Raw genomic sequence first — 647 nt, 5'->3', positions numbered from 1 at the left:
ATTCCACCTCGATGTCCGCTCGTCAGCTCAGCCGCGTGCCATAGATTGTGGAGCAGGGCGCGCAGCGACAACTTTCGTGCGTCGCCAGAAACGCTTGCAGACACCTCGCCGTTAGGCGCCGATGCGGTGCGACTGCCGGGTTTCGACAGGATGAACTTCAGTTCAGCGCAGCCATGTCGTTTTGCGAATCGATCTGGATCGTGCTTCTTATCAGTGTACCCAAGCCCGACAGGTCGTAGGGCGACTCATAGGACTCGCATCATGGATCATGCCCACCGCCGCTCGGCAGCATGCGCTTGATCCGATAGGCATCGCCAATTCGCGCGATGTACATGGGCAGGCCATCGGCCTGGCACAAGCACAATGGCCGCTCGCGCCGCTCATGAGCGGCCGTCAGAGCCTCCTGGAGCTCGGGTGCATCCTCCGCATAGATTGAACCGCCGCATCACCTCCAAAACTCCAGGTCGCCGCATCCCTGTGGGCGCATGAGTCACGGCTTTGCGCCTAGCGCAGGCCGCTTGGCGGCGAGAGGCAGAGCGGGGCCGGGAGAAGTGCGGCCCGGCCGGCGCAGAGAGTGGCGGCGGGGCGGACACTCTCTCCCGCGAAGGACATCCCCATGAACATCAATTCGACCACATCGGCTGTCA

The 647-nt window shown here is 62.9% G+C and carries 2 protein-coding genes; both read right to left on the bottom strand.

The window, feature by feature from the left end; translation table 11 throughout:
* On the bottom strand, window positions 1-104 hold a 104-nt coding region (locus G6N73_RS38215), incomplete at its 3' end, for a DUF1173 family protein (RefSeq protein ID WP_343044852.1).
* 155 nt (window positions 105-259) lie between these two features.
* Window positions 260-397 (bottom strand): DUF1173 family protein, encoded by a 138-nt coding sequence (locus G6N73_RS38210; RefSeq protein WP_281353037.1) that lies wholly within the window; start codon window positions 395-397, stop codon window positions 260-262.
* Window positions 398-647 lie beyond the last annotated feature (250 nt).

It is taken from the genome of Allomesorhizobium camelthorni (genome assembly GCF_011045125.1).
In the GTDB taxonomy this organism is placed as follows: Bacteria; Pseudomonadota; Alphaproteobacteria; order Rhizobiales; family Rhizobiaceae; genus Allomesorhizobium; species Allomesorhizobium camelthorni.
Note: the sequence above shows the minus strand (reverse complement) of the source record. Positions and strands in the feature narration are given on the sequence as shown.